This is a genomic window from Chryseobacterium cheonjiense, from assembly GCF_012927265.1.
In the GTDB taxonomy this organism is placed as follows: Bacteria; Bacteroidota; Bacteroidia; order Flavobacteriales; family Weeksellaceae; genus Chryseobacterium; species Chryseobacterium cheonjiense.
In genome coordinates this window covers 2155443-2175407 of sequence record NZ_JABBGF010000001.1, presented here as the reverse complement: position 1 = coordinate 2175407, position 19965 = coordinate 2155443, and the positions used below count along the sequence as shown (strand labels likewise).

At 36.4% G+C, this 19965-nt stretch carries 18 protein-coding genes; 10 read left to right on the top strand and 8 right to left on the bottom strand.

The window, feature by feature from the left end:
- Nucleotides 1–47 precede the first annotated feature (47 nt).
- The 7 genes from HHL20_RS09780 (at nucleotide 48) to HHL20_RS09750 (ending at nucleotide 9115) form a co-directional block, all read left to right on the top strand.
- A complete protein-coding gene (locus HHL20_RS09780) occupies nucleotides 48–521 on the top strand; it encodes a transposase (RefSeq protein ID WP_169230942.1) in 474 nt (157 codons plus the stop codon).
- A 284-nt stretch (nucleotides 522–805) separates the two neighbouring features.
- Nucleotides 806–4501 (top strand): phosphoribosylformylglycinamidine synthase, encoded by a 3696-nt coding sequence (locus tag HHL20_RS09775; protein WP_169230941.1) that lies wholly within the window; start codon nucleotides 806–808, stop codon nucleotides 4499–4501.
- A 150-nt stretch (nucleotides 4502–4651) separates the two neighbouring features.
- A complete protein-coding gene (locus HHL20_RS09770; protein ID WP_169230940.1) occupies nucleotides 4652–5686 on the top strand; it encodes a hypothetical protein in 1035 nt (344 codons plus the stop codon).
- A gap of 14 nt (nucleotides 5687–5700) precedes the next feature.
- Nucleotides 5701–6663: a hypothetical protein gene (locus tag HHL20_RS09765; protein ID WP_169230939.1), complete on the top strand. Its 963-nt coding sequence runs from the start codon at nucleotides 5701–5703 to the stop codon at nucleotides 6661–6663.
- Nucleotides 6663–8183 carry a hypothetical protein gene (locus HHL20_RS09760; protein WP_169230938.1) on the top strand — a complete coding sequence of 507 codons (1521 nt, stop codon included), beginning with the start codon at nucleotides 6663–6665 and terminating at the stop codon, nucleotides 8181–8183. Before HHL20_RS09765 ends, HHL20_RS09760 begins: the two co-directional genes overlap by 1 nt.
- 58 nt (nucleotides 8184–8241) lie before the next feature.
- Complete coding sequence (locus HHL20_RS09755) at nucleotides 8242–8625, top strand: ribonuclease inhibitor (RefSeq protein WP_169230937.1); 384 nt, start codon at nucleotides 8242–8244, stop codon at nucleotides 8623–8625.
- Nucleotides 8626–8782: 157 nt separating this feature from the next.
- Nucleotides 8783–9115, top strand: coding sequence for a gamma-glutamylcyclotransferase family protein (locus tag HHL20_RS09750; protein ID WP_169230936.1), 333 nt, complete (start codon nucleotides 8783–8785; stop codon nucleotides 9113–9115).
- A gap of 63 nt (nucleotides 9116–9178) precedes the next feature.
- Here HHL20_RS09750 and HHL20_RS09745 read toward each other — a convergent pair whose 3' ends face one another.
- The 3 genes from HHL20_RS09745 to HHL20_RS09735 form a co-directional block, all read right to left on the bottom strand.
- Entirely contained in the window at nucleotides 9179–9700 is a 522-nt protein-coding gene (locus HHL20_RS09745; protein ID WP_169230935.1) for a hypothetical protein, read from the bottom strand.
- Nucleotides 9701–9704: 4 nt separating this feature from the next.
- Complete coding sequence (locus HHL20_RS09740; protein ID WP_169230934.1) at nucleotides 9705–10076, bottom strand: hypothetical protein; 372 nt, start codon at nucleotides 10074–10076, stop codon at nucleotides 9705–9707.
- A 150-nt stretch (nucleotides 10077–10226) separates the two neighbouring features.
- On the bottom strand, nucleotides 10227–10577 hold the full coding sequence (locus HHL20_RS09735; RefSeq protein ID WP_169230933.1) for a diacylglycerol kinase family protein: 351 nt from the start codon (nucleotides 10575–10577) through the stop codon (nucleotides 10227–10229).
- Nucleotides 10578–10777: 200 nt separating this feature from the next.
- On the opposite strand from HHL20_RS09735, the gene dnaN reads away from it, so the two are divergent.
- From dnaN to HHL20_RS09720, 3 genes are all read left to right on the top strand, one after another.
- On the top strand, nucleotides 10778–11908 hold the full coding sequence (dnaN, locus tag HHL20_RS09730) for a DNA polymerase III subunit beta (protein WP_169230932.1): 1131 nt from the start codon (nucleotides 10778–10780) through the stop codon (nucleotides 11906–11908).
- An 827-nt stretch (nucleotides 11909–12735) separates the two neighbouring features.
- A complete protein-coding gene (pheT, locus tag HHL20_RS09725) occupies nucleotides 12736–15138 on the top strand; it encodes a phenylalanine--tRNA ligase subunit beta (RefSeq protein WP_169230931.1) in 2403 nt (800 codons plus the stop codon).
- 290 nt (nucleotides 15139–15428) lie between these two features.
- Nucleotides 15429–15836 (top strand): META domain-containing protein, encoded by a 408-nt coding sequence (locus tag HHL20_RS09720; RefSeq protein ID WP_169230930.1) that lies wholly within the window; start codon nucleotides 15429–15431, stop codon nucleotides 15834–15836.
- Between the two features lie 52 nt (nucleotides 15837–15888).
- Here HHL20_RS09720 and HHL20_RS09715 read toward each other — a convergent pair whose 3' ends face one another.
- The 5 genes from HHL20_RS09715 to bla-A form a co-directional block, all read right to left on the bottom strand.
- On the bottom strand, nucleotides 15889–16128 hold the full coding sequence (locus HHL20_RS09715; RefSeq protein ID WP_002977986.1) for a hypothetical protein: 240 nt from the start codon (nucleotides 16126–16128) through the stop codon (nucleotides 15889–15891).
- 38 nt (nucleotides 16129–16166) lie between these two features.
- On the bottom strand, nucleotides 16167–17483 hold the full coding sequence (locus HHL20_RS09710) for a hypothetical protein (protein ID WP_169230929.1): 1317 nt from the start codon (nucleotides 17481–17483) through the stop codon (nucleotides 16167–16169).
- 74 nt (nucleotides 17484–17557) lie between these two features.
- Complete coding sequence (locus tag HHL20_RS09705) at nucleotides 17558–18448, bottom strand: 3-hydroxybutyryl-CoA dehydrogenase (RefSeq protein WP_185194811.1); 891 nt, start codon at nucleotides 18446–18448, stop codon at nucleotides 17558–17560.
- A gap of 9 nt (nucleotides 18449–18457) precedes the next feature.
- Complete coding sequence (locus HHL20_RS09700) at nucleotides 18458–18880, bottom strand: hypothetical protein (protein WP_169230927.1); 423 nt, start codon at nucleotides 18878–18880, stop codon at nucleotides 18458–18460.
- Nucleotides 18881–18911: 31 nt separating this feature from the next.
- Nucleotides 18912–19790, bottom strand: coding sequence for a CGA/CIA family class A beta-lactamase (bla-A, locus tag HHL20_RS09695; protein ID WP_169230926.1), 879 nt, complete (start codon nucleotides 19788–19790; stop codon nucleotides 18912–18914).
- Between the last annotated feature and the right edge of the window lie 175 nt (nucleotides 19791–19965).

Genomic DNA, 19965 nt, shown 5'->3' with positions numbered 1-19965 from the left:
TTTATTCAGTAGGAATGCTATCTTTGCAAAAATGATGAAAATAGAATATGCCGAATACCTATACACAGATTTATATTCAGGTTGTTTTTGCTACAAAAGGAAGAAATATTAAAATCAAATCCGAAGTCAGAGTTGAAATTGAAAAATATATTTGTGGAATATTTAACAATAAGAAACAAAAGGTATTAGCGATTTATGCAAATCCTGATCATCTTCATGTTTTCTTTAGCTATAAAAATTTACAAATAACAATTCCGGAATTAGTTAAAACGGTTAAAATTGAATCAACAAATTTTATTAATGAAAAAAAGTTGTGTTTTGGTAAATTTTCCTGGCAAGAAGGTTACGGAGCATTTTCTTATGCAAAAAGTCAGAAAGATAAGGTTATAAATTATGTATTAAACCAGGATAAACATCATTCAAAAAAAAGTTTCAGAGAAGAATATACTGAAATGCTTAATGTTTTTGAAATTGAATTTAAGAATGAATATTTATTTGAATTCTATGATGGCGAAAAATAATTTTGTAATTGCAGTATTGTTCTGTGATTTTCAATCAAAAGAGAATAGCAGTCCTACGGACTGCGCTTTAATTCAAACAGGCTTTCTACACAGCTATGATTCCTGACGGAATCAACATTAGAAAATTATATCATTCCGTAGGAATGAAATCTGTGTAGTAGTAGTAATAAAATTAAATAATGCACGCATTCCGTAGGAATGCTATCTTTGTAAAATAAAAAGGCAATGCAGCCAAATATTTGAAAATAAAAATAAGTCTAATAATATATAATATCTGACATCTAATGTCTCAAAACAAAAGAATTTTCGTAGAAAAAAGAGGAATTTTCGATGTGGAAAGTCCAAAAATTTTTGATGAAGTAAAAGCAGTGGTTTCCACGGTACAGCAGGTAAAAGTGTATAATGTGTATGATATCTTCGGACTGAATGACGGAGAATTTGAAAAAGTAGTCAACAGCACCTTCGTAGATCCGGTTACAGATATTCTGCATGAAGAAAATCCGGCATCGTCCATTCATTTTGCCATGGAATTTTTGCCCGGACAATACGATCAGCGTGCAGATTCTGCACAACAGTGTATTGCATTACTCACTGAAAATGAAAAGTCCAAAGTAAGGAGTGGTAAATTAATAGAATTCGAAGGGATTTCAGAATCGGATTTGGTTAAAATAAAAGACCTTCTTATCAATAAGGTTGAATCTCAGGAAAAAGATTTAACCATTTTAAACATTCCTGCGGAAGAAGCACCGTCAAAAGTAATCATCCACGAAAATTTTATCACTTTTGATGATGCGCAGCTGGAAGATTTCTACAACAACCACGGATTTGCACTAGGACTGGATGATCTTAAATTCATTCAGGAATATTTTAAGTCGGAAAACAGGAATCCTACCGAAACCGAGCTTAAAGTTCTGGATACCTATTGGAGCGATCACTGCCGTCATACCACCTTTGAAACAGAACTGTCGAATATTGAATTTGAAGGACAGTTTAAACATACATTGGAAACTATTTTCAATGATTATATCGAAAAAAGAAAATTCCTGGGCCGCGAATTAAAACCTATTTCCCTGATGGATTTAGCGACGGTTTGCGCAAGGTATTTCCATAAAACAGGCAATCTGGAGAACCTGGTGGTATCCGATGAGATCAATGCCTGTACCATTCAGATTGAGGCGGAATACGACGGTAAAAAAGAGCCGTGGTATCTATTATTTAAAAACGAAACCCACAACCACCCGACAGAAATTGAACCTTTTGGTGGTGCATCGACCTGTCTTGGAGGTGCGATCAGAGATCCTTTGTCAGGACGTTCTTTTGTATTTCAGGCGATGAGATTAACGGGGGCAGCAGATGTGCTGGAGCCGGTCGATCAGACGTTACCGGGTAAATTACCTCAAAAAACAATCACAAAACAGGCTGCAAACGGATATTCTTCTTACGGTAACCAAATTGGTTTGGCGACTACAATGGTTTCTGAAATTTACGATGAAGGCTACAAAGCAAAAAGAATGGAAGTTGGTTTCGTTGCCGGAGCTGTTCCTGTGGATTGGGTAAGACGCGAAAAACCTGAAGCCGGCGATTCAATCATTATTTTAGGAGGAGCAACCGGCCGCGACGGAGTAGGCGGTGCAAGCGGAAGTTCTAAAGAGCAGGACGAAACTTCGATCCACACCATGAGTTCTGAAGTTCAGAAAGGAAATGCCGTTGAAGAACGTAAAATCCAGAGATTATTCAGAAATCCTGAAGTGACAAGGCTGATTAAAAAATCAAATGACTTCGGAGCCGGAGGAGTTTCCGTAGCCATCGGCGAAATTGCTGATTCTTTGGAAGTTAATTTGGATGTTTTACCTTTAAAATACGAAGGCCTGAACGGCACTGAACTCGCTATTTCCGAATCTCAGGAAAGAATGGCAGTTGTTGTAGATCCGAAAGATAAAGAACAGTTCATAAAATTCTGTGAAGCAGAAAATATTGTAGCCGTTGAGGTGGCAAAAGTTACCGATTCCGGAAGAATGCAGATGTTCTGGAAAGGAAATAAAATCGTTGACCTTTCAAGAGCGTTTTTAGATACCAATGGTTGTTCAAAAAGTCAGGAAGTTAAAATTACGCACCTTAATGAAGTAAAAGAAGAAACTCCTGTATTCAATGAAGAAAATTTCTTAAAAATATTAAGCGATAAAAATGTAGCCTCTCAAAAAGGGCTGCTGGAAATGTTCGATTCCTCTATTGGAGCGACAACCGTTGCGATGCCTTTAGGCGGAAAATACCAGCAGACTTTGATGGAAGGAAGTGTGCAGACATTGCCAATCATCGGAGCCAAAGATATTGAAACGGTTTCTTTGGCAAGCTGGGGATTTGATGCTGAAATTTCAAAGCAAAACTCATTGCTTGGAGCGTCATATGCAGTTGTGGAAAGTGTTGCGAAAATCGTAGCGATGGGTGGCGATTACAAAAATATCAGATTCAGTTTCCAGGAATATTTTGAAAAATTAGGTCAGAACCCTGAAAAGTGGGGCAAGCCGTTGGCTTCTCTTTTGGGAGCTTATGATGCTCAGATTAACTTCGGACTTGCTGCAATTGGAGGTAAAGATTCCATGAGTGGAACATATCAGGATCTGAATGTTCCGCCAACGTTGATTTCCTTTGCCTGTGCCAATGGAGAAAAATCAACAGTGATCTCTCCTGAATTTAAAAATGAAGGTAATAACATATATTTCTTCAACCATATTCCGCAGGAAAACGGACTTCCGAATTATGATGCTTTAAAAGAAATCTATGAACTTATTTTTGAAAATATTAAAGTCGGAAAAATTGTTTCTGTAAAAACGGTGAAAGAAGGCGGAGTTGCCGTTGCCTTAGCGAAAATGAGCTTCGGGAACAGATTGGGAGCAGAAATTACAGTAGATGAAAACGTTTTATTGGCAAAAAATATCGGAAGCTTAATTATAGAATCTAAAGAAGAGTTAAGTTCTGTAAACCTTCAGCTGATCGGAAAAGTAGTTGCGGATGAAACTTTAACGATCAACCAACAATCAATAGCTATCGACAAACTTTTGGCTGCTAACACCAATACCTTCGAAAATCTTTTCCCAACGATTGAAAAAGAAAAAATTACGGTTGAACTGGATGAAAAATTAAATTCAGTCAATCCAAGAAATATCATCATCAAAAAACACGGAATTGCTCAGCCAAAAGTCTTTGCACCGGTCTTTCCGGGAACAAACTGTGAATATGATACATTAAATGCTTTTGCCAAAGAAGGTGCTGTGATAAGCAGTCTGCCATTAATTAATATTAATCACCAATTGTTGGATGAAAGTATTGATGCATGGGTTAAAGAAATCGCTTCATCACAGATTTTAGCATTCTCAGGAGGTTTCTCTGCCGGTGACGAACCGGATGGTTCTGCAAAATTCATCGTCAACGTTCTGAAAAACGAAAAGATGAGAAATGCCGTTCATGAATTGCTAGACAGAGACGGGATGATCATCGGAATCTGTAACGGATTCCAGGCGTTGGTAAAATCAGGATTGTTACCTTATGGAAGAATAAAAGATTTAGATGAAAATTCGCCAACGTTGGCGCATAATGCCATCAGAAGACATATTTCCCAGATGGTGAACGTAAAAGTAACAAATGACGAATCACCTTGGTTAAAAGGTATGAAAGATCAGGTATTTACCATTCCTATTTCTCACGGGGAGGGACGTTTTATGGCTTCGGAAGCAGAAATTCAGAAGCTGTATGAAAACGGACAGATTGCAACGCAATACCTTGATCTTGAAGGAAATATTGCCCACGGAATGCCGTTTAATCCAAATAATTCATTATTCGGAATTGAAGGAATAACAAGTCCGGACGGGAAAATTTTCGGGAGAATGGGTCACCCTGAACGTTTTGCAGAAGGTTTAATGAAAAATATTCCTACAGCGAATTACCACAACATCTTCAAAAACGGAGTGGAATACTTCAAATAAACGAAAAATCAATATAAAAAATGCCTCCATTTGATAATGGGGGCATTTTTCATTTATAAGTTTCTTTGTTTTACGGAAAACCGTAAAAATTATACGTAAAACCGTAATAAATTGCAGATGTAAATAAGGATTTAAATAAACATTTTAACTATGAAAACAAAAATTACTGCAACCGATTTCTTTCTCGGTATCTTAGCCGTAATGCTTATCGGGGTTAGCTTTTACCAAACCTGGCTCGGCTTACAGCAGATTTTCGGAGGAAGCTCCTTCGTCATTGCCCTGGTACTTTCTCTTATCTTGCTTTTTTTGCTTTGGCAGATACGACGGGCAAAGATCCACGGGCAACCGCCATCTTCGCTTGGCTGGATTTATTTTTTCTTCGCTTCATTTTGCTTCATTGCCAATTTCAATGCACTATATACAAGGTTTATGAGAACCGATATTTATACAACTGAGCTACGCAGTGTTAATGAAAAGTTCAGTGCTCTGGAAACGGATGTTGAATCTAAACTAAATTATTCTGTTCCGGATGCTAAAACAAGACAGGCAATCCGCAGTGAGCTGAACCTGTTGAAAATTCAGATCAGTGATCCTAAAAATGTAGGGATAGGACCGGAAGCAAGACAGATTATTGCAAGAATTGAAAAAATGATAGGCAAAAAAGTAACGCCCCTTACGCCCATTAGTGAAACTCCTGACGGATATGCTGATCTTGCCGACAGAATGGAAGAGCAGATTGTACAAATGGTTTATAATCTTACGCCTGAAGAGAAAAATTTAATGAGTGATATTAACAGCGCTTCTTTACGATGGAATAAAGAAATTCAAAATCTCTTGCAAATGAATCCTGATGTAATAAACTTAATGGCCCAGGGACAGATTGATAAATCTTTAACTGAATATAATCGCCTTGGCACCAAAGCAGAATCTATTTTGGGGAAGGATAAACTGAAGTTTGAGCCAACCCACTCGGAAACTCAGGAAGTGGGAAAAATAGGATATGCTTTTAGTCATGCCATCAAAAATTTCGGAATGTTTCAGCTGGTCGTTTTAGCAGGTTGCATATTGTTAGACTTCGGTATTATGTTTATCATTCTTTTGATGCCTGCAGAAAATAACAGAAATGCGGGGAACAGCAGTGAAAGCATTTTTACAAGTAAACGCAGTGGAAAAACAATAATCTAATAGAAATATAAAATATGGAATGGGAAAATGAACCTTTGAAACCCTTATCTTTTGATAAGGATCAGGAAGTCCTTAAACCTTTAACTTTTGAAGATGAAGAAGCGCTAAAGCCTCTATCTTTAGATCATAATAAGGAAATTATAAATGACCATTTTGTTCCTATTGCGAAGGGTAATGTTTCGGAAATCAAAAACAAAGACAGCAATTTTGTGTTTTTTTTCGGAACAGCTTCTTCCGGAAAATCCGTTATTTTAGCAACCATGCTTTACTATCTGAGGTCGAAAGCAGGGGTTATAAGACCAAAGATAGGTACCCCCAATACAGCGGAAGCAGAAAGCCTCCTTTATGATTTCTTTGAAAATATTAGTAAAGGGGTCTTGCCTGCGGGAACAGTGAAAGATCAGGTTACCAGACTGGACCTCATCTTTGAACCTAATAATAAATCAAAAAAAGTAAATCCCATTAATCTGACTTTTCTGGAAACCTCGGGAGAAAATCACAATGAAATAAAGCGTGGCGGGAGCTATCACAGCAGCATAGAAACCTATCTTTCAGCTAATCTTCCTCTTACATTTATTATTGTAACCAGCTATGAGAGTGCACACAAAGATGATATATTAATCAATACGTTTCTAAATAAACTTGAAAAGTATGAGAAAAAATTAAAATCCGTAAACATTATTCTGGTTATCTCGAAATGGGATAAATCCGGAAGAGCGAATGTAGAAGCGTCGATTGAACTGGATAATTTTATTGAAGAAAGACTGCCGATGACTTCTACAGCAATGGATACCTACGGGCTGGCAAAAACATTTTATACGGTAGGGGAGCTTAACGAAGAGACTAACCAGGTAACCATACTCAACTTAGAAAGAGCACAGAAATTATCAGAATGGCTTTATGAAAGCATTGTAGGCTATCCGCTAAATTATGAAGGAACTTTTTGGGAACGTATAAAATTCAGTTTTACAAATTAATGAGCAGTGTTAATTTAATTGCATTTGGAACTTTTGGAAATCCCAATGGTTTTACCCAGACATTCTTTGCCGGAACCCCCGTAGCAATAAAAACTTTAGATATAAGGGGATCTATACTTATCTATCCGGACAGCAAATTATATTCCTTACGCAAGGAATATAAAGACGGATCTTATATGATTACCTATACCGTTTATACCTACGCTAAAGAACCGACTTCGGCTAGAGAGGGATCTTTTATCGGCTCAAGTATAATGTTTGTAGATGAAATTGCCGATGAAAATATTACCATTCGGTATCTAAATGAATTTCACGTTAATCTGGTCAGCAGAAACGTGCAGAATGATACACTTATGGTAAATCACTCTGAAAATTTCTCCGTTAATAAGCTTGCGGATTTTGATAAAATAGATTTTAATCTAAAGAAAATAGATAGTTTAAATTCTGCAAGAAACACAAACCGTCAATTGATGGTATATTGTGAAACAAAGCCCGCAGCATTGCAAACGATTTTAAAGAGATCGGTGGATCTTTTGAATGTATTTGATACAATTTATTTCACGGAAAGTTCAGAAATCGCAAACTTTGTGCGTCAGAAAAACATCTTTCAGTTTGTTCAGAGAGACGGTTTTGAAAATGAAATCAGTAAACTTGCTGAAGAAAGAAAACGTCAGATTCAGGAGGCAGTTAATGAATTTGAAAATGAAAAAATAAAATTAGATAGTTCTAAAAAACAGAATTATGAAGATTTTAAGTCCAAAATAGAAAAAAATAAGGAACTGCACGCTGCAAATGGTAAAAGAATAGAAGAGTCTGAAAAAAATTTATACCAGCTAAATGATGTTTACTATAGATTTTCTCAGAAAATTGATGAATTTTTAAATCAGTTGAAAACAGCTGACAGCATTACGTTAAATAAAATCAGGCAATCTTACAATGTGAGCAGAAGCAGCTTCCTGGAAAATATCAGAAATTTAGGAATATCTGATCTGGAATCAATTTCACAAACAAAACCGATGCGCGAACGTGAGATTCCGGTATATTCTCGTTCTAATTATATTGGTTCCGATCGGAAAGAAAACGAAGTTGTACATTCCAATGTTTTTAAAATAGCAACACTCATCCTTTCCGTTCTTTTGCTGGCTGCAATTTCAGGATTAGCATGGTTTCAGTTTTTTAAGGAGCCTGAAAAAATAACCGTTTATAATGAACCGGAACAGGAACTCGTAACAGAGCAGATTCCACAGACCGCAATTCCTGCCCTGAATCCGAAGCCTAATGCAGAGGCAGAGCTTCAGATCATGGATAAGATCAATGGAAAGTTAACGGGAAATTTAAAAATTGACACTGTCATTAGTTTCGTTTTTAAAGCAAATCCGAAGAGTATAGAAAAATATTACCAATATCAAAAGTCGGATTATTCTAAACTGCTTTTTGAAAAAAATAAGGAAAGCTTTACAATTTCGGGAAATGATACAATCTATATTCATGATTTAAAATCTATACCTATTTTCGAATAACGTATTTTTGTAATTTTAAAGAGAAGTGTTCATTATAAATAAGTTTTATAATAAATAAATGAAAAAGCAAAACAATAAAAATGAAATGACTGTCATCAATGGCAGTCATTTTTCGACCCTGGAAGGTTTTTACAATGAGGTTTCCGGACTTTTCATGAAGGATGAAGACTGGAAGATCGGAACACTGGATGGGTTCAATGACATCTTATATGGTTTTCAGGGCGAAATTATATGGAAACATTCCCAAAAGTCTAAAGAAGAATTAGGTTTTGAGGTAACTAAAAAATTTTACGAAAATAAAATCCTGCAGGGAAAGCCTTTTAACATAAAATTGATTCAGGAAAAACTGGATGATCTGGCTGAAGGAAACGGGCAGACCTTATTTGAAATTTTAATTGAAATTATTGAATCACATAAAAATATTACACTCATTTTGGATTGATCTGAAATCATCAAAGTTATTGCTAAGATCATTAATAAATCAGTTTAAATAAAATGCCTTAGAATTCCGGAATGTCTTGATTAGCTTGTCGAAGCATCCTGATCTCTGGCTACAATTTTATCGCCTGACAATTATTTATTTTAAAAAACATTTTTCAATGCCCAATTTATTTTCATACGGAACACTACAAAAAGAACAGGTTCAGATCGAAACTTTCGGACGGATTTTACACGGACAGAAAGATGTTCTGACGGGTTACAGGCTTGAAATGCTGGAAATTACAGATCCTGAAGTTTTACGGAAGAGCAACCAGAAATATCATCCTATTTTGGTGTTTTCGGGAAACCCCGAAGATCAGGTAGAAGGCATCCTGTTTGAAGTAACAGATGAAGAAATCTTACAGGCCGACGAATATGAAGTGGATGATTACAAAAGAATTGAAGCGGTTTTCAGATCCGGCAAATCCGGATTTATATATGTGGGAAAATAATCCGCTTGTGAAAATAAAGCCTGTCAGAATTGCTGACAGGCTTTTTATTGAGTTTATTTTAATTTATTGAACATTTATCCATAAATCTCCTCCAAACATAAAAGTATCAGCACTGAAACTATAGTTTGTACCATTGAGGCTACCTGTACCGGCAATACTTGCAGGCACTCCTGTACAGCTGTTATAAAAGCCTACAGATCCGCCAAGTGTTGGCGTGATTGGGCCGGGATTAAGAGGGTCGCTGAGTGAGAATTTTATATAGCTCCATCTTTGGGCACTCGCTATAATCGGAGGATAAGAAAGTACATCGGGAGACCAGTGATCTATAGGGTAAGGGTGTCCTGCTGCTGAAGTGGAATTAATATAAGTAGTGTAGCTGGCAATTTCATTGGGAGGTAAATGTACAAGATCCAGTGCTTGTACGCCTGCGCTGCAGGTGGACGGAACAACGGTGAAAATCGTATAGTACAAATCCAGCTTATGATTAGTAATATCATTAAAAATATGCAAATTACCTGACCCGTTCTGTGCAAATGCAGATGATCCTAAAGCTAAACCAAATATAATTGTGAATATTTTTTTCATGTAATTAGTTTTTAGAATTTTGATTAATTTTTTCAAGTTTTTCATTATAGATCTTTACTGCCCACGTTAAAATCTTATCCCTGTCGCCTTGCGTATTTTGGGTAATTTCTCTGTCTTTTACCCCTGTGGATTTTATCAGTTCTAATGCTGAAGGAATCAGAATATCTTTTCTTCTGTCGCTTAATTCAAGAGATTTTTTGTTCCTGAGCTCTTCAGGAGTTTCACGGTTCTCGGGTCTGGATAAACTTTTGATGGAATTTTCAAAATTCAGAACTTCTTCACTTTTTGTCGTGCTCAGCGGGTTGAGAGTAGAGGTTTCGGTGCTGCACGAAATGAATCCTGTCAATAGAATGACATAGAGTAATTTGACTTTCATATTATTACTTGTTTATTGTGAAACAAATATATGAAATAATTTGTCATTATATGGTGATAAATTAATTTTATTGTAAAAATATCTGTATTTAAGGTTTTTTACTATGAAAAAATATTGATTTTAAAATAAAAATTAAAATAATGATAATTCTTAGAGGTATTTCCAGTAGACTGAAAATCCGACAATAACAGAAACGATTGCCATTAAAATTACTGCTCCCGCGGAAATGTCTTTAATAAAACCGATGCGTTTGTCAAATTCAGGTTGTATAATATCGCAAATCCGCTCAACAGCTGTATTGAAAATCTCAGCGGCTAAAACACCCGAACAAACAATAATGATAAGAGCTGCATCAGTGGCAGTCAGTTTTAAATAAAAAATCAGAAAAAGGTTAACAAAGAAAGCAGCGGTTTCAATCTGAAAGTTCCTTTCGCTTTTCACCATAAGCAACACACCGCGGAAAGCATTGAAAAAACTTGTATGAAGAGGCGGTTTTCGCATAATGAAAAGTTATTGGCAAATATAATTATTTGCGTGAAGAAAATCCTTATCTTTAGTCATTATCAATTTGATATCTGTTGATATCAGAAAAATGGGGCAGAAGATCGCTGAATCTTTTGATGGTTGTTAATAACTCTCAGGATTATTCTTTTCAATCTGTTTTCTATTTATTATATTTGTAAAAATTTATTTTTAAATCTATGAAATTTATTATTTCAAGTGGTGAACTGCAGAAAGCTTTGCAAACTGTAAGTGGCGTAATATCAAGCTCTCAGTCGAGACCGATTTTAGAAAATTATCTTTTTGAATTAGACGGAACTCAGGTTACCATTACAGCATCCGATGGCGAGACAACTCTTGTGACTTCTCTTGAAGTAAAGTCCGATGATACGGGTAAATTTGCCGTTCCTGCCAAGATTTTTCAGGATTTTATCAAGACCTACGGAGAACAGCCATTAACGCTTGTTGTAAAAGACAATGCAGAAGGCACCGGAAGTCAGCTTGAGATTTTAGATGAAAAAGACAACTTTGCCGTAGCGCTGGATAATGCAGACGACTATCCGGAACTTCCTGAGTTTGACGCAGCACAAAGTGTTACCATGTCAGCAGGAGTTTTGTCTGAAGCACTTACCAATACTCTTTTTGCAACAAGTAACGACTCCCTACGTCCCGTAATGACAGGAGTTTTGTTCCAGTTCGGGGAAAATGAAACCAACTTTGTTTCTACCGATTCCCACAGACTGGTTGTTTACAAAAGAAATGACCTGATGAATGCCGAACCTATGGAATTCATCATGCCAAAAAAACCGCTGAACATTTTCAAGAATATTCTGGCCAGCTCAAACGACGATGTAACCATCGATTTCAATGAAAATATGGCAAGATTCACGTTCGGAAAGCATACATGGATCTGTAGACTCATTGATGGGAAATATCCGAATTATACAGCGGTAATCCCTAAAGAAAACCCGAATGTATTAACAATCAACAGAAACCTTCTTTTAGGAGCAATCAAAAGAGCTTCCATAATGTCAAACAAGTCGACCAACCAGGTACGATTCAAATTGTCGGCAAATATTCTTCACCTTCACGCGGAGGATACAGAATATGCAAACAAGGCAGACATGCAGATTCCTTGCGATTACAATGGGGAAGATATCAATATCGGATTCAGCTCTAAATTCTTAACCGAAATGTTGACAATTCTTGGTTCAGACGATATTACCATGAAAATGTCCCAGCCAAACAGACCGGGAATTATTGAGCCTCTTGACGGTCTCGAAGAAAACGAAAGTATTTTAATGTTATCCATGCCGGTAATCGGGTTATAGCATTAATTTAAATAAAATTATAAAGAGGTCTTGATTTTCAGGGCCTCTTATTTTTTGAAGCTTTTTCCCGCTTTTCGCACTCGCTATTTTACAGTTTCGGCGGCGCGGCGGAGCCGCGCCGCCGAAACTGTAAAATGAGCTCAAACAAAGCTGCAATCGGGGCTAAGATGAAGGTTTCCTATTTAAATCCGGGAAATAACTCTACTTTGTCGTCCTCCTCAGATCAAGCATGAAATAATAACAATCTGTGTTATCCGTGAAATCCGCGGGAGAATAAAAATAATCAGATTTTAAAATAAAATAATCAGATTTAGATGCTTTCAGCATGACAATCTTTATAGAAATCTTTGTAATAAACCTGTATAATCTGCACAATCAGCGGGAGAAACAACAATCAGCTTTAAAAAAATAGGGTTTACCCGCCTGTGGCATACCAAACTTACGTAACAACATTAAAAAATCTGCGCCATCCGTGGAATCAGCGGGAGAAAACAACAATTAGCTTAAAAAATAGTATTTAGATGCTTCCAGCATGACAACTGCATGGAAATTTCTTTGTAATAAAAAATCTGCGCCATACATGAAATCGCGGGAGAAAACAATACCTCAAAATTATAAGAAAGGACAACAAAAATTCAAAGGATATTAAACCAACGAAGAAAGACAGTAAAAGCTGATAAAATTAACTCTTAAAGTTCGCCATAAATTTCCCTATTTCTCAAAAAAACACGACATTTGTAAACTTAAAAATTCAACAAAATTTTTCAAAATAGATCAGGTGAAACCGTAAGAGGGCATCTGCTTCTGGAAAAAATAAAAATTATCAGATGAAAATATCAAACAATTGGCTTAAAGACTTTATCAAAACGGAATTGAAAACTGAAAGAATCGGTGAGTTCCTTACAGATATAGGCCTTGAAGTTGAAGGGATAGAAAAATTTGAAAGCATACAAGGCAGCCTGGAAGGAATTGTTGTGGGTAAAGTTCTTACCTGCGAAAAACATCCCAATGCGGACAAACTCAAAAAAACAACGGTAGACGTTGGAAACGGGAAAATCTTAAACATTGTTTGCGGGGCTCCAAACGTAGAAGCCGGACAAACGGTTCCTGTGGCAGTAGTCGGAACAAAGATCTATGATAAATCCGGAAGCTTTTTTGAAATTAAAGAAGCTAAAATCAGAGGTGAAGTTTCCCAGGGAATGATCTGTGCGGAAGACGAATTGGGATTAAGCGACGACCACGGAGGAATTATGGTTCTTGATGAAGAAAAATTTGAAGTCGGGAAAAAATTCGCTGATTATTTTGAAATTGCAAATGACGAAGTTCTGGAAATAGGTTTAACGCCTAACAGAACCGATGCTATGTCTCACTATGGTGTAGCAAGGGATCTTCATGCATATCTTTCTACAAACAAACAAAAATCTGAATTTGAAAAAGTTTCTTCAGTAGTACTGAGCAACGAAGGAACAAACGATTTCAGTTTAGTAGTGGAAGACGCTGAACTGTCTCCAAGATATATCGGAGCGGTGATTGAAGATATAAAAGTAGCGGAATCTCCGGCATGGCTGAAAGACCGGCTGAAAGCCATCGGACTAAGCCCTATCAATAACGTGGTGGATATTACCAACTATATTCTTCATGGATTTGGTCAGCCGCTTCATGCTTTTGATGCCAACAAGATTGCAGATAAAACCGTGAAAGTAGGAACTGTAAAAGAAGGAACAAAATTCACAACCCTTGACGGTGTGGAAAGAACGCTGAACGGTTCTGAAATCATCATCAAAGACGGAAAAGACAACCCGATGTGTATTGCAGGAGTTTTCGGAGGTGCAGATTCAGGAGTTTCTAATGAAACAACAACAATCTTCCTGGAAAGTGCCTACTTCAATCCTGTAGCAGTACGGAAAGCGGCAAAATTCCATGGCCTGAATACCGATGCATCATTCAGGTTTGAAAGGGGAGTAGATCCTAATATTACCAGAACAGCAATTACGCATGCCATAAAAATGATTCAGGATATTGCCGGAGGAAAACTTGCCGGTGAATTGCTGGAAGAATATCCTAAGAAAATTGAAGATAACTACGTAATCATCAGATTTTCTAAAATCGAGCAGATTCTGGGTACCAAAATCCACAGAGAAAAAGTAAAAGAAATTTTAAAGGCACTTGATATTCAGGTGTTAAATGAAATACAGAATGGGTATGAGATTTCTGTTCCGGCATACAGAGCCGATGTGACCAGAGAAATTGACGTCATTGAAGAGATCTTAAGAATTTACGGGTACAATAAAATTGATGCTCCTCAGAAAATATCTTTTACACCGGTAAAGCTTCATGCAAAAGATCAGGATGAACTGGAAAACAGCTGGGCAAGAACATTGCAGAGTCTGGGTTTCAATGAAGTGATGAATAACTCATTAACTTCCGTAAAAGATGAAACAGACGCGGTGAAACTGTTGAATCCGTTAAGCAACGATCTTGCTTTTATGAGAAAATCTTTGCTGGAAGGGCTTTTACAAAATGCGATCTATAATATCAACAGGAAAAATCAGGATATCAAATTTTTCGAATTTGGAAAGATCTACCATAAAAAAGAGAAATACGAAGAAAGAAAGCAATTAGCCATTCTTGTTTCGGGAAGAGATGTAGCTGAAAACTGGCTGCAGCCTAAATCTGCAACAAGCTTCTACAATTTAAAAGCGTATATAAAAGTTTTGCTGGAGAAGCTGGCAATTGACTATAAAGAAGTTGCTTTGTCTGACGATAGGTTTTCTGATGCCCTCGCTTATGAAGCTGATGGTAAAACATTGGTAAGAATAGGGAAAGTTTCTGCTCAGATGCTGAAAGATTTTGATGTCGATCAGGAGTGCTTCTACGCGGAAATCGAACTGGAATTTGCCCAAAAGCTGCGTTCTCAAAATGAACTGAAATTTAAAGATATTCCTAAATTCAACAAGATCCGAAGAGACCTTGCCTTATTGATTGATAAGCACGTGAATTACGAAGACCTTTATCAGGCTGCCAAGAAAAATAAATCGCCTTATATCAAAAACATCAACCTTTTTGATGTCTATGAAGGAAAAAATCTTCCTGAGGGTAAAAAATCGTATGCGATGAGTTTTGAACTGCTGAATGAGGAGAAAACGCTTGAAGAGAAAGAAATTACGGCAGTAATGGATTCTCTGATTAAATCCTTCCAAAAGGACTTCAATGCGGAACTAAGAGGTTAATTTCTTTACAATAATATAAAAAGATTAAATATTAATAGAAGCGGGCTTTAGCCCGCTTTTCTAATAACCATATCAGGTCGGCTTTAGCCAGAACATTACAATTAAAGCGCAAATATTTCACAAATAAATTGAAGTGTTGCACCATGATCTCATGATTTGCGAACAGCAATTTCAATTATATTTTCTTTAAAAATTTCATTAAAAACTGCCGTTAAAAGAATAATAAAATCTTCTCAGGAGCGTTTAAATAATAATATTTCCGTAAATTTGATTGAATCAAAAAGAAAAAAATGAAAAATCTTTTTTTAAGTATCAGTACGGCAGTGGTTTTGGTTTCGTGCGGTGCGATGTCCGGTTCGGCTTCTAAAGTAGGGAAGGCACAACCTTCACTGGCCGGTACAAAATGGGCTCTGGCTGACAATGTGAAAGGTAAAATTCCTACTCTGAATATTGAAGGTGAAAAAATCAGCGGAAATACAGGATGCAACAACTATTTCGGAACAGCTAAAGTAGAACCTTCCACAGGGAATTTCTCTGCCGGACAGATGGGATCTACTAAAATGGCTTGTGAGAATATGAGTGTAGAAAAGAACTTTATGGATATGATGTCTAAAGCCAATAAATATGTCATCACAGGAAATGTGCTGGAATTATATCAGGACAATCTCCTTCTTTTAAAATTCAATAAAGCTGAATAATAATAAAAAGAAAAGGAACTCAAGTGAGTTCCTTTTTTATGTTTAGATTGTATTAATCTTCCTCTTCTTCGTCGTACTTAGCCAACTCTTCATCGCACCATTTAAACGCAGCTTCCACCACTTTTGTAGCCTCATCTGCCATAGTCTCCTCATCATCGCCTTCAAGATCATCCAGCCACTCCACTTCTTCCTCTTCAACATTCAGGATGAATCTCGGATATTCTGTGTGAACTACGAACAAATCTTCTGGAAATTCCGAATTATCTGCTAATAAAAACTTTGGTAATTTCATTTTTTTAATGTTTTAACTTTAAATCAAAGATAATAAAATTATTGGTATTTGTTCTTGTCTATCTTTATTTTTTGTAAAACTTTGTACCTCGTTAAAGTTGTTTTGCGTAAAGTGTCTTTCGGCTTAAAACTCAGTGTAATATTCGGATTTACGGTGCTGATCAGTTCCGCAACCTGTATCTTGTCCAGATCTTCAGCAGTTTCCAGATAAAATTGTAAAGGTATCTTGTCCAGTTTTTCAGACTGTAAAAAATGTTGCATCTCTTTCCTGTTTTCCAGGTAATTTCCTCTTGACAGCCATGTGAAAAGCAGGCCCGATGAAATACTTAAAAAGCCAATGATGTAAACTTTACGGTCAAATATCTGGAATAATTTTCTGAAATACACCATCCATACCGGAAAGCTGAACGGGGCCATTAAACGGTAATCAATTGGATTAACGGAATAGAAATATTGTATAAAATAAGAACAGACAATTCCCGCAACGCTTATAAAAATAAAGAAAAATTCAGTCTCGGTAAGTTTATATCTTATAAAAAGCCAGCATATCAAAAGAATGTTCAAAAGTCCGATACCATAGATTGCATAGTTAATAAGCCCTCCTCCCGGATTTGCAATATGAATGAAGGGATTAAAAGTGGTACACAGACCCTGAAATAATTCAACCAACAGCTTGGAAGTGGGATGCAAACCGATTTCAAGGAATTCATTAACGTAATTTGCATTAAAATAATCAATGAATAAAAATTTATATAAAACCACGAATATACCCCCGGTCAAACCTGAAATAATAAAGACCGACGAGTATTTTCTCTTCAAAAAAATCAATCCGAAAAGCCCGGTTCCGGCCATGATGAAAAGCGAACTGTACCGTATATTGTAAAGTGCAATCAGAGATAATGAAAGATAAAAAACAGCTTTTCCTTTTTCCAGTTTACCTTCAATGATTAAAGAACAGGTATAGAGAAATAACAGTACAAACGGCAATATCAGCGCTTCACTCATCGTGTAGGAATAGATCGACAGAAAGCTGAACAACGCACTTAAAACAACCGATTCTTTAAAGAAAAATTTCTTTTTCCAGGTAAAAAAGAGAATAAACAGGAATGATGAAATTCCTACGATTTTACTGCTCCAGAATTCATCCGGACCGAAAAAAGTGAAAAATTTAATACTCAGCGGATAACCTAATGGGGTAGTGGTATTATCAATCGTCGGAAAAACATGGGCAAACCTCATGTAACGGATAGAATCCGGGTTGGTTCTCCCTTTTTCGTTCAGTAAAAAACGCAAAATGATCATCATTAAAGTAATGATGATCATTGATATCTGAATATTTCGTTCTTTAAATTTCATCGGTGGTGAAATTAATCAATTTTGTAAAACAAATCAATTAAAATTCACTGTTGGCTATTCACCGTTCATAATTCTTATTTTGCAAACATCTTTGCTACTTTCTCCGCTTTTTTGCTTTCCGAGTAATCGTAGAAACCTTCTCCGGATTTTACTCCCAGTTTCCCGGCCATTACCATGTTGACCAATAAAGGATTCGGTGCGTATCTAGGATTTTTGAAGCCGTCATACATTACGTTCAGAATTGCCAGACAAACATCAAGACCGATAAAATCTGCCAATTGAAGCGGCCCCATCGGATGAGCCATTCCCAATTTCATTACCGTATCAATTTCCTCAACACCGGCAACATCATTGTATAAGGTTTCGATAGACTCATTGATCATCGGCATAAGGATTCTGTTAGCCACAAATCCCGGATAATCATTAACTTCCACAGGAACTTTACCTAAGGTTTTGCTCATTTCATAAATCGCATCAAAAGTCTCTTTAGAAGTAGAATATCCTTTAATAATCTCTACCAGTTTCATGATCGGAACAGGATTCATAAAATGCATCCCGATTACTTTATCCGCTCTTTTTGTAGCCGCTGCAATCTTAGTGATGGAAATAGAGGAAGTATTGGTCGCCAGAATACAGTTTTCGGGTGCAAATTCATCCATCTGACCGAAAATTTTCAGCTTTAATTCCTGATTTTCCGTTGCTGCTTCCACAATAAGATCTGCAGAACTCACAGCATCCTGAAGTGCAGTAAAAGTATTAATATTGCCTAATGTCTCAGCTTTTTGTTCTTCCGTAAGGTTTCCCTTTGCAATTATTCTGTCGAGATTGGTAGTAATGGTTTTCAGCCCTTTGTCCAAAGCTTCCTTAGATACATCTACCAGGTTTACTTTAAAACCGCTTTGTGCAAAAGTATGGGCAATACCATTTCCCATGGTTCCGGCTCCGATAACGACAATGTTTCTGATCATTTTTCCTTATTTAGTTAATTGTTTATTTATTAAAGTTATATTTCTTCCGTTCAGCAATTCTGATTTTTTTATCATTTCGGTCTCATCGAAACTCACATTCCCGTCTCTGTTGGGTTTTTTCATTCTGTTTTGGGCGTCAATTGCCGCTTTAAGACCATTTACAAACTGAGCTTTCTGTGCTTTGGAAAACTTATCGCTCCCGATATAAAGGTTGAATTCACCCTCTCTTCCCAATCCGCTTTGTCTGTACACCTCGAAATTCTTCACCTTGTTCTTTTTCTGGAACTGATTAATAAAGTTCATAACCGGCTGATCCGACGGTGTGCCGCAACAGATACTGTGATAACCGATCACAAAGTAGTTTTCATTTTTCTGGGCAAAGAATAATACTGTGCTGAATAATCCTATGGTTAATAATACTTTTTTCATTTTTAATGGTTTTAAAATTAAGCTTAAATTTTTACTTATTAAAATAATCCCAGACCGACTTTGATATGTCTGAAATCATTTTACAGTTTACTACATCCGTTTCCGTTGAGTTACTGACAAATACAGCTATTGCATAATGCCTGCCATTCGGTAAAGTAACGATGGCAATTTCATTTTCAGCGCCTGTTAAGCCCGCATTATTCTTTCCGGAAGCTCCCGTTTTTCTTGCCACCGGGGTATCTTTCGGCAACTGTTCTATTAATTTGTTCTTTCCTGTAGAAGTGGAAAGCATTACTTTCATCAGGTAATCCGTAGATTTTTTTGAAAGTAATTTTCCGTCATAGAATTTTTTCAGAACATCCGTTGCGGAAGATGCGGTACTGTAGTTTTGATATTGTGCATTCCAGTCTTTATGCATTTCTGCTTCATTAAATTTGATCTGAAAGCCTTTCAATCCTTTAGCATCCATAAATTTCTGTACCTTTTGTGTTCCTCCCAGTAATTTCAGGAGAATATCGCAGCCATTATTATCACTCTTAGCAACCGTATATTCAAGGATTTCACTTAAAGATACGCCGGCGTTTCCTCCCGGATATTTGTCCCGAAGCGGCGACCAGGTATCTTCCAGTAAATTGGTTTTATCTAAAAGAATTTTCTGATCTAAAGACAGTTTTCCCCTGTCAACATAATCCAAAACAGCTGCAGCAATATGAAATTTAAACACGCTCTGCATCGGAAGTTTTTTGTCGGCATTTTTGCCATATTGAAAACCGTTTTCAAAACCAAGCACGGAAATCCCCACCGTAGCATTTTTGTCTTTAATAATCGCATTTATTTTTTGGTCTAAAACAGACTGCTGTCCAAAAATGAATGCCGAAATCAAAAGAAACAATAATCCTGTTTTTTTCATAATATTTTTTATTTGCCGTAAAGAGGTAAAAGATAGTTTATAATTGTTAATATTTTAGTTTATTAAAACCTGCAAAAGAATAACAATAAGAATTTTTAAACTAATATATCTCTTTTTAATACAATTTTATATAAAAATTATTTTGTCTCTTTTGCGGTAAATAACGTTCAAAAAT